Genomic DNA, 10,633 nt, shown 5'->3' with positions numbered 1-10,633 from the left:
GCTGCCGAAGGCCAGCGGCACCGTCCAGCGCTCCAGGGCACCGTCGAAGCTGATGGAGGCAAAGTGCAGCTCCACATCATCCGGCGTCATGCCATAGCGCTGGCCGATGGTCTGCACATGCATGGTCAGGCCGATGTGGTTCACCGCCACGCCCTTGGGCTGACCGGTGGAACCGGAGGTGTAGATCAGGTAGGCCAGATTCAGCGGATGGAGCTGTACCTCAGGCGCCGACGAATCAACTGCAGACAGATTCAGCCGATCCAGATACAGCGGTTCAACCGCAGAGGACAACGGCAGGCGCTCGGCCAGATCGGAGCTGGTGATCAGCCACTTCAGGCCCGAGTCCTCGACCATATAGCAGAGGCGCTCACGCGGATAGTCCGGATCCAGCGGTACAAAAGCACCACCGGATTTCAGCACCGCCAGCATGGCGATAATCATCGCGTTGCCGCGCTCAAGGGATACACCAACGCGAGATTCCGGCCGAACGCCCTGTGCCACCAGCAGCTGGGCCAGTTGGTTGGCGCGCGCCTCCAGCTCGGCGAAGGACACCCGCTCACCACCATGTACCAGGGCGATGGCCTGCGGACGCAGGCGCGCCTGTTCGGCGATCAGTTCGGGCAGCAGGCGCGCGGCATCGAAACCCTGGCGCGGAGTATTCCACTCGGCCAGACGCGCCTGATCGGCGGCATCCAGCACCTCCAGACGCACCAAAGGCTGATCCGGTGTGGCGCTGATCTGTTCCAGCAGGCCCAGCAGATGGTTGGTCATCTGCTGCATTTGCCCATCATCGAGCCTCTCGCGGGCCCAGGTCAGGGTCAGGCGCAGCTGGCCGGCGCTGTCTTCCAGGCTGTCCAGGGCCAGGTCGAACAGCGCGTGCGGCACGCCCTGGGCCAGTGGCTCCAGGCGCAGGCCGGGCAGCTGCAAGGCGCCAAGGTCGCGCTTCTGGTGGTTGAACAGCACCTGGAACAGCGGCGTCTGGCCCAGGCTGCGCTCGGGCGCCAGGGCCTCCACCAACTGGTCGAACGGCAGATCCTGCTGATCCTGGGCATCCAGCGCGTGGCGGCGTACCTCGGCCAGCAGCTGGCGGAAGCTCAGGCCGGCGTCGAACTCGGCGCGCAGCACCTGGGTGTTGACGAAGAAGCCCACCAGCGGCGCAGTCTCGGCGCGCTGACGGTTGGCCACCGGCACACCGACACGGATATCGCGCTGGTTGCTATAGCGCGCCAGCAGCAGCTGGAAGGCGGCCAGCAGCAGCATGAACAGGGTCGCGCCCTCGCCCTGGGCCAGCTGGCGCAGGCGCTCGGCCAGGGCCTGCGGCACTTCGATGGCCTGGCGCTCGGCATGCCGTTGGCCGGAGGCATCCAGCTTGTAAGGCAAGGCCAGTACCGGCTGCTCGCTGCCCAGGCGCTCGCGCCAGTAGCCGAGCTGGCGCTCGCGCTCACCGGCCTCCAGCCAGGCGCGCTGCCACTGGGCGTAATCGGCGTACTGGATCGGCAGCTCGGCCAGCTGCGGCGCCTGCCCCTGGCGCAGCGCGGCATAGGCGCGGCTCAGTTCCTCGGCAAACACGCCGATCGACCAGCCGTCGGAGACGATATGGTGACAGACGATCTGCAAGCGCCAGCGCTGATCGTCCAGACGCAGCAGCTGCACGCGCAGCAGCGGCCCTGCGACCAGGTCGAAGGCTCGTGCCGCATGGGCATCGGTCAGGGCCTGCACGGCCTCGGTCTCGCCGCGCAGGTCGCGCTCCTCCAGGGCCAGCGGACCTGGCGGGTCAATGTGCTGGCATAGCTGTCCGTCGTGTTCGTAGAAACGCGTGCGCAGCGCCTCGTGGCGCTCGACGATCAGCTCCAGCGCCGCCAGCAGCGCACCGCGATCCAGCTCGCCCTCCAGGGCGAAGGCGCCGACCATATGGTAGGCGCTGCTGTCCGGCTCCAGCTGGGCCACCAGCCACAGGCGCTGCTGGGCATGCGAGGCTGGCAGATGCTCGCCACGGGTTGCCGGCACCAGCGGCAGGCGGTCGAAGCGGATGCCCTTGCTGGCCAGCAGTTCGAGGAAACGCTTCTGCTCGGGGGCGCCGAGGGCGAGGAAACGCCGCGCCAGGGCGGCCTTGTCGATGGGCGCGGTCACAGGGCCTCCAGTTCGTCGAGCAGCGCGGCCATGTCGCGCAGGTCTTGGTCTTCTTCCTCGGCGGCGTTGCCAGCCTGGCCGTCGAGGGTGGCGGCCAGGGCCGCCAGGTTCTCCGCCTCGAAGAAGGCGCGAAGCGGTAGTTCCAGCCCCAGGCGCTGGCGCAACAGGGCCACGGCCTGGGTGGCCAGCAACGAGTGGCCACCGAGCTCGAAGAAGTTGTCGTCGAGGCCGACCTGAGCCAGCTCCAGGACTTCCTGCCAGATGCCCGCCAGGGCGATTTCCAGCTCGGAATACGGCGCGCGGTAGCTACGGGCCTGCCACACCGGCTCGGGCAGCGCGCGGCGCTCCAGCTTGCCATTGGGCGACAGCGGCATGCGGTCCAGGCGCATCAGGATCGACGGCACCATGTGTTCGGGCAGCTCGCTCTTCAATGCCGCCTTGATGCCGGCAAGCCATGCACTCTCATCCGCCGGCAGCGGATCGGCCACCAGGTAGCCGACCAGCTGCTTGCCGATCTGGCTGTCGCGGGCCACCACCACGGCCTCGGCGACGCCCGGCTGGGCACCGATCTGGGCTTCGATCTCGCCCAGTTCGACGCGGAAGCCGCGGATCTTCACCTGGTGGTCGATGCGCCCCAGATAGTCGATGGCGCCGTCGGCACGCCAGCGCACCAGGTCGCCGGTGCGGTACATGCGTCCGCCCTCGCTGCTGAACGGATCGGGCAGGAAGCGCTCGGCGGTCAGTTCCGGCCGGCGGTGGTAGCCGCGCGCCAGGCCGATGCCGGCGATATACAGCTCGCCAGGCACGCCCTGCGGCACCGGGTTGAGCTGGGCATCGAGGATATGCAGGCGCAGGTTGGCGATCGGCCGACCGATCGGCACGGCATGCCGGCCCTCCTCCAAGCAGGTCCAGTGACTGACGTCGATGGCCGCCTCGGTCGGGCCGTACAGGTTGTACAGGCCTGCCTGCGGCAGACGCTGGAAGGTCCGCACCTGCAGTTCTGCCGGCAGCGCTTCGCCGCTGCAGATGACGCGGGTCAGGCTCTGGCACTGCTCCACATCCGGGTGCAGAAGGAAGGCCTGCAGCATGGACGGCACGAAGTGCAGCGTGCTGACGCGGTGCTTCTGGATCAGCTCCACCAGCTTCTGCGGATCGCGGTGGTCGCCCGGCGCGGCCACGGCCAGGCAGGCGCCGGTGATCAGCGGCCAGAAGAACTCCCACACCGAGACGTCGAAGCTGAACGGAGTCTTCTGCAGCACCACGTCGCCAGCGCCCAGCTGATAGGCCTCCTGCATCCACAGAATGCGGTTGGCCAGGGCCTCGTGACTGTTGCCGGCGCCCTTGGGCTTGCCGGTGGAGCCGGAGGTGTAGATGACGTAGGCCAGATCATTGCCCCGCAGGCTGACTGCCGGTGGCGTGACCGGCTCGGCACTGCAGTCTTCGCGATCCAGGCCCAGGGCCTTGAGCCCGACCGGCAGCGGCAGGCGCTCGACCAGCGCGCTGTGCGACAACAGCAGGTCGACGCCGGAATCCTCCAGCAGATAGGCCAGGCGTTCCAGCGGGTATTCCGGGTCGAGCGGCACGTAAGCACCGCCGGCGCGGACGATGGCGTGCAGGCCGATCACCAGCTCCAGCGAGCGCTCCAGGCTGATACCGACCAGGCTGCCGCGCCGCACGCCGAGGCTGCGCAGGCGGTTGGCCAACTGGTTGATGCGTGCCTCCAGCTCGGCGTAGCTCAGCCTCTGCTCGCCGAACACCAGGGCTGGCGCCTGCGGCGTGCGTGCCGCCTGCTGGCTGATGCGCTGGCTGAGGAAAACCTGCGGGCCATAGTCCTTGGCCGTGTCGTTCCAGGTGGCGAGCTGCGCCTGCTCGTCTTCCTCCAGCAACGGCAGCAGGCCGATGGGTTGACTCGGGTCGGCGCAGATACCTTCCAGCAGCCGTACGAAATGCCGTGCCAGGCGGGCGATGGTGCGCGCCTCGAACAGCTCGGCGGCGTAGCTGACGAAACCGCTGAGGCTGCCATCGGCCGCCTCCTCGGTATCCAGCGCCAGGTCGAACTGCGCGCCGGCGGCGCCCGGGTCATGCGGCTGCACGCGCAGACCCGGCAGGTTGCCGAGGGCGCTGAAATCCACCTGCTGGTGATTGAACGCCACCTGGAACAGCGGGTGATGGCTCAAGCTGCGCGTCGGTTGCAGCGCTTCCACCAACTGGTCGAAGGGCAATTCCTGGTTGGCCAGGGCATCACGGCTGGCCTGGGCCAGTTCGCCGAGCAGCTCGCGGAAGGGTTTCAGCCCGGCCGGCTCTCCGCGCAGCACCAGGGTGTTGATGAAACAACCGAGCACGCCGTCCATTTCCGCCAGGCTACGCCCGGCCACCGGTACGCCGACGCGGATATCTTCCTGGCCGCTATAGCGGTGCAGCAAGGTCTGCCAGGCCGCCAACAACAGGCTAAACAGGGTGCTGCCCTCACGCTGGGCCAGGGCGCGCAGCTGCGCGGTCAGCAACGGCGACAGCTCGAAGCGCCAACGCAGGCCCTGGCGCGCGCCCTGAGCCGGGCGCGGATGGTCGGTGGGCAACTCCAGCAGCGGCTGGTGTTCACCCAGGCGCGCCTTCCAGTAATCCAGTTGGCGCGTGGCTTCGCTGGATTTCAGCCAGTCGCGCTGCCACTGGGCATAGTCGGCGTACTGCAGCGGCAGCGGCGCGAACTGCGCGGTACGGCCTTCGGCGAACGCCGCGTAGGCGGCGGCGAACTCGCCGATGAAACGCTGCATCGACCAGCCATCGGAGACAATATGGTGCTGCACCAGCAGCAGGCGGTATTCCTGATCGGCCAGGCGCAGCACGCTCACCCGCAGCAGCGGCTCGGAAGCCAGGTTGAACGGGCGCGTGAGCAGCTTCTGCGCATAATCGCGCGCCTCGATTTCACGCTCACTGGCCGGCAGTTCACGCAGGTCGAACCAGTCGATGCGCTGGCCCTGCGGCGCCAGAATGCGCTGGCGCGCCTCGCCACCGACCTCGACAAAGCGCGTACGCAGCGCCTCGTGGCGCGCTTCCAGCTGGTCGAAAGCGGCCTGCAGCGCCTGGCGATCCAGACGCCCCTGCAGGTCGAGGCCGGCCGGCATATGGTAGGCGCCGTTGCTCGGGTCCAGACGGTTGAGGAACCACAGACGCTGCTGGGCATGCGACAACGGCAGGTCGCCGCCCCGCGGCAGCGCGCGCAGCACCGGTGCATCGACGGCTTCGCGTTGCAGGGAAGCCGCACAGTCGGCCAGGCGGCTCTGCTCGAACAAGGCCTTGAGCGGCAGCTGCAGGCCCTGCTGGCGGATGCGGCTGACCACCTTGAGCGCGACGATGGAGTCGCCACCCAGCTCGAAGAAATGATCCTGGCGCCCTACTCGCTCAACGCCCAGCACTTCGGCCCAGATGGCTGCGAGGATGTGTTCGTTATCGGTCTGCGGGGCTTCGTAGCTTTGGCTCTGCCAGGTTGGCTCCGGCAGCGCGGCGCGATCCAGCTTGCCGGCCGGGGTCAGCGGCAGCTTGGCCAGGGCGATAAGCTGCGCGGGCACCATATAGTCCGGCAGCACCTTGGCCAGTTCACTACGCAGGGCATTGGCGTCGGTGCCGTCTTTGGCGACGACATAGCCCACCAGTTGTTTGCCGGACGGTGTCTCGCGGGCAATCACCGCCGCCTCCTGCACGCCTTCCAGGGCCAGCAGCTGGCTCTCGATCTCGCCCAGCTCGATGCGGAAGCCACGGATCTTCACCTGGTGATCGACACGGCCCAGGTAATCCAGGGTGCCGTCTTCGCGCCAGCGCACCAGGTCGCCGGTGCGGTACATGCGCTCGCCTTCCGCACCGAACGGATCGGGCAGAAAGCGCTCGGCAGTCAGTTCCGGACGCTGGAAGTAGCCACGGGCCAGGCCCACTTCGCCACCGATATACAGCTCACCAGCCACGCCGATGGGCAGCAGGTTCAGCTCGGCATCCAGCACATAAAGGCGGCGCGGGCCGACCGGATTGCCGATGGGCGCATAGGCGGCCTCGAAGTTGTCGCCCGGATAGGCTTCCCAGATCAGCGGGGTGACCACCGTCTCGGTCGGGCCGTAGCCGTTGATGATGCGCTGTGGCTGCAGCACCTTTTGCAGACGCTCGTAGGTTTCGCGGGTAAAGGCCTCACCGCCCAGGGTCCAGGAACGGACCGGCAGTTTCAGGCCTTGCGATTCGACCCAATCCAGCAGTTGCTGGACATAGCTGGGCGGCAGACAGGAGATGGTCACGCCCTCCTCGGCGATCACCTGGCAGGTCTTCTCTGCGCTCCAGAGTTCCTGGTCACGGATCACCAGGCGGCTGCCGAAGGCCAGCGGCACCGTCCAGCGCTCCAGGGCGCCGTCGAAGCTGATCGAGGCGAAGTGCAGCTCCACATCATCCGGAGTCATGCCGTAGCGCTGGCCGATGGTCTGGACATGCATGCTCAGACCGAGGTGATTCACCGCTACGCCTTTCGGCTGACCAGTGGAGCCGGAGGTGTAGATCAGGTAGGCCAGATTCAGCGGATGGAGCTGTACCTCAGGCGCTGACGACTCGAAAGCGCTCAGATCGAGAAGATCCAGGTACAGCGGCTCGACACCCTCACCCAGCGGCAGGCGCTCGGCCAGATCGGAACTGGTAAGCAACCACTTCAGCCCCGAGTCCTCGACCATATAGCTGAGGCGCTCACGCGGATAGTCCGGATCGAGCGGCACAAAAGCACCACCGGATTTCAGCACCGCCAGCATCGCCACGATCATCGCGTTGCCCCGCTCTAGCGAGACACCCACGCGGGATTCGGGCTGCACACCGTGGGCCACCAGCAGCTGGGCCAGGCGATTGGCGCGTGCCTCCAACTCGGCAAAGGCAATCCGCTCACCGCCATGCACCAGGGCGACGGCCTCGGGACGCAGACGCGCCTGCTCGGCGATCAATTCAGGCAACAGGCGCGAAGCATCGAAGCTCTGCCGCGACATGTTCCACTCGGCCAGCCGTGCCTGCTCATCGGTGGAACTGAGCTGCAGGCTGCCCAGCGCACGCGCTGGGTCGCCACACACCTGATCCAGCGCCTGGCGCAGCAGCGCCTCGACCTGGGCGATGCCGTCGGCGTCGAAGTGCGCGCGGTCATAGGCCAGCAGCAGTTCCAGGCGGCTGCCCGGCAGCACGGCCAGGGTCATCGGGTAATGGGTGAACTCGTGGCTCTGCGGCAGGCCCAAGCGCAGTTCGCCACGCTCGGCCTGCTTGAGCGCTTCGCCCAGCGGGTAGTTCTCGAATACCAAGAGGCTGTCGAACAGCGCCTCGCCGGCGCTGCCGACCCAGCGCTGAATCTCGTGTAGCGGGCTGTGCTCGTGCTCGCGCAGCTGCAGGTTCTGCACCTGTAGCGCGGCCAGCCAGTCGCCGAACGGCTGTTCGGCCGGCAGCTGCACGGCGACGGGAAGGCTGTTGATAAACAGGCCGAGCATCTGCTCGCTGCCGGCCAGCTCGGTGGGGCGACCGGCCACGGTGGCACCGAAGCACAGGCTGCGCTTGCCGGTCAGGCGCGCCAGCAGCAAGGCCCAGGCGGCCTGTACCAGGGTGTTGAGGGTCAGGCCGTGACGTTGGGCGAAGCTGCGAATCCGTTGTTCGGTGGTGCTATCGAGCAGCAGCGGATGACGGGCATGGCCCAGCCCCGGCGCACGGCACGGCAGGCAGCCGGCGATGCGGGTGGCGCCGTCCAGCGGGGCCAGCTGTTCACGCCAGAAGGCCTGCTCGGTCGCCGCATCCTGGCCATCGAGCCAGTGGATATAGTCACGGAACTGGCCGCCCGGCGCCGGCAGGCGATCGCCGTGGTAGAGGGCCAGCACTTCGGCGAACAGCAGGCCGTTGCTCCAGCCGTCCAGCAGCAGATGGTGCAGGGTCCAGACCAGCACGAAGTCGCCGGCGCCGCGCTGGATCAGCGCTAGACGCAGCAAGGGTGCCTGTTCCAGGTCAAAGCCACGCTCGCGCTCGGCGCGGCCGAAGGCCTGCAGCGCGTCATCGAAGTCGGCGACATCGCGCCAGTCGAGGCTCTGCCAATCCAGCGTCGCCTTGGCCTGCACCAGCTGTAGCGAACGCTCACTCAGCAGCCGACTGCGCAGCACGTCGTGGCGCGCCAGCACCAGGCGCCAGGCGTTCTCCAGGCGCGCCGGATCGAGCCCGCTGAGCGGCAGTAGCAGCTGGCTGACATAGCTGCCGGCACCTTCCAGCTGGCTGTGGAACAGCAGGCCCTGCTGCAGCGGCGACAGCGGGTGGATGTCTTCCACGCCGGGCAGCGCATCCAGCTCAATCTGGCTCAGACCGGCCAGCGGTACGTCGCTGGGGGTCAGGACCGGCTGGACCTTGAGACAATGCTGGGCGATGGCGTGCAGTTCGTCCTGCAGACGAGTGAGCAGACCTTCCAGGGTGGTGCGCGCCAGCTGCGCCGGATTGAAGTCGATATGCAGCTGCAGGGCACCGCCACGCTGCTCGGCATTGATCACCAATGGAGCGTCCATGGGCGCATCGGCTTCGCGCCACAGACCGCCTTCGCGCAGACGCAAACCGCCCTCACCCTGATCGAACTGGCCCAGGTAGTTGAACAGCAACTGCGGCGCGCGCTCGGTCAATTGACCTTGTTGGGCCAGTTGACCAAAGCCCAGACCCAGGTCGGGCACGGCGCGCAGCTGCTCCTTGATCGCCTTGAGGCTGGCGCCCAGCTCGGCTTCCGGTTGCAGGCGCACGGGGTAAAGGCTGGTGAACCAGCCGACGCTACGCGACAGGTCGATATCCGCGAACAGCGGCGCGCGGCCATGGCTCTCCAGGTGCACAGCCAGCGCCGGCTGCTCGCTCCAGGCGCAGAGCACGCGGCTGAGTGCGGTCAGCAGCAGTTCGTCGGCACGCAGGCGATAGGCTTGCTGGCCGGCCTGCAGCAGGTCACGGGTAAAGCCGGCATCCAGACTTAGCTCCAGGCGCTGACGCGTAGCTTCGCAACCCTCAGCGCTGCTCAGCAGCGGCAGTTCGCCACCGGCGGCCTGCTGGGCCTGCCAGTACGGCAGCTGTGCGTCGACGTTCCAGCCGGTCAGACGTTCACCCCAGGTTCTGAAGGCACTGGTCTTGACCGGAAGCTGCACCGCTAGACCGCTGGCCAGTTGCAGACAGGCGCGCTGCAGGTCTTCCAGCAGCACGCGCCAGGACACCCCATCGACAACCAGATGATGGATGCTCAGCAGCAGGCGATCGGCCTGGCCTGGCTGGGTCAGGTAGAGACCGCGCAGGTTTGCGCCGCTGGCCGGATCTATGCTGCGCTGGATAGCGTCATAGTGCTGTTGCGGGTCTTCGCCGGCAGCCAGTTCGACCTGTTGCAGCAGAGGGCTGCCTGCTTCGGCGTCATGGACTTGTTGCCACCAACCATCGCGCTGTTCGAAGCGCAGACGCAGGGCGTCATGGTGCTGAACCAGGGCTTGCAGCGCTTCCTCCAGCTGGGCCGCCGGCAGCGGCTCGGCCAGCTCCAGCAGCAGGTACTGGTTGCACGGGGCCAGGCCTTCGCGCTGCAGCAGACGTGCCTGAATTGGCAACAAGGGTGCGGCGCCGGTCACCGGCCCCTGCTCGGCCAGCGGTGCGGCGACGCTGCGGGCAACCCCGGCCAGTTGGGTCAGTGTCTGTTGCTGGAACAGGTCCTTTGGGGTCAGGCCCAGGCCCTGCTGGCGGGCGCGGCTGACTACCTGCAAGGCGACGATGGAGTCGCCGCCCAGCTCGAAGAAGTGGTCCTGCCGCCCTACCCGTTCCACGCCCAGTACGTCGGCCCAGATGGCCGCGAGGATGCGTTCGTTATAGGTCTGTGGGGCTTCGTAGTCCTGGCTCTGCCACGTCGGTTCCGGCAGCGCAGCGCGATCCAGCTTGCCGGCCGGGGTCAGCGGCAGCTTGTCCAGGGCTATGATCTGCGCGGGGACCATATAGTCCGGCAGGATCTTGGCCAGCTCGCCGCGTAGAGCATGGGTATCAGTGTTGTCGCGAGCGACGACATAGCCCACCAGCTGCTTGCCCGTAGGCGTCTCGCGGGCGATCACCGCCACTTCCTGCACGCCTTCCAGGGCCAACAGCTGGCTCTCGATCTCGCCCAGCTCGATACGGAAGCCACGGATTTTCACCTGGTGGTCGACGCGGCCCAGGTAATCCAGGGTGCCGTCAGCGCGCCAGCGCACCAGGTCGCCGGTGCGGTACATGCGCTCGCCTTCTGCACCGAACGGGTCGGGCAGGAAGCGCTCGGCGGTCAACTCGGGACGCTGGAAGTAGCCACGGGCCAGGCCGACTTCGCCACCGATATACAGCTCCCCAGCCACGCCGATAGGCAGCAGGTTCAGCTCGGCATCCAGCACATACAGGCTGCGCGGGCCGACCGGATTGCCGATCGGCGCATAGGCCGCCTCGAAACTGTCACCGGGATAAGCTTCCCAGATCAGCGGGGTGACCACCGTCTCGG

Annotated in this window: 2 protein-coding genes; both read right to left on the bottom strand. The window is 67.5% G+C overall.

Annotated elements, in window-relative coordinates:
• The coding region (locus tag P7A97_RS20425; RefSeq protein WP_277692325.1) for a condensation domain-containing protein at positions 1 to 2,130 on the bottom strand (2,130 nt) is incomplete at its 3' end.
• Positions 2,127 to 10,625 (bottom strand): non-ribosomal peptide synthetase, encoded by an 8,499-nt coding sequence (locus P7A97_RS20420; RefSeq protein WP_277692324.1) that lies wholly within the window; start codon positions 10,623 to 10,625, stop codon positions 2,127 to 2,129. The genes P7A97_RS20425 and P7A97_RS20420, both read right to left, overlap by 4 nt.
• Positions 10,626 to 10,633: the final 8 nt, after the last annotated feature.

Origin of the sequence: Pseudomonas sp. GOM6, from assembly GCF_029537485.1 — a bacterium.
GTDB lineage: Bacteria > Pseudomonadota > Gammaproteobacteria > Pseudomonadales > Pseudomonadaceae > Aquipseudomonas.
This window is presented reverse-complemented; position numbering and strand designations above follow the sequence as displayed.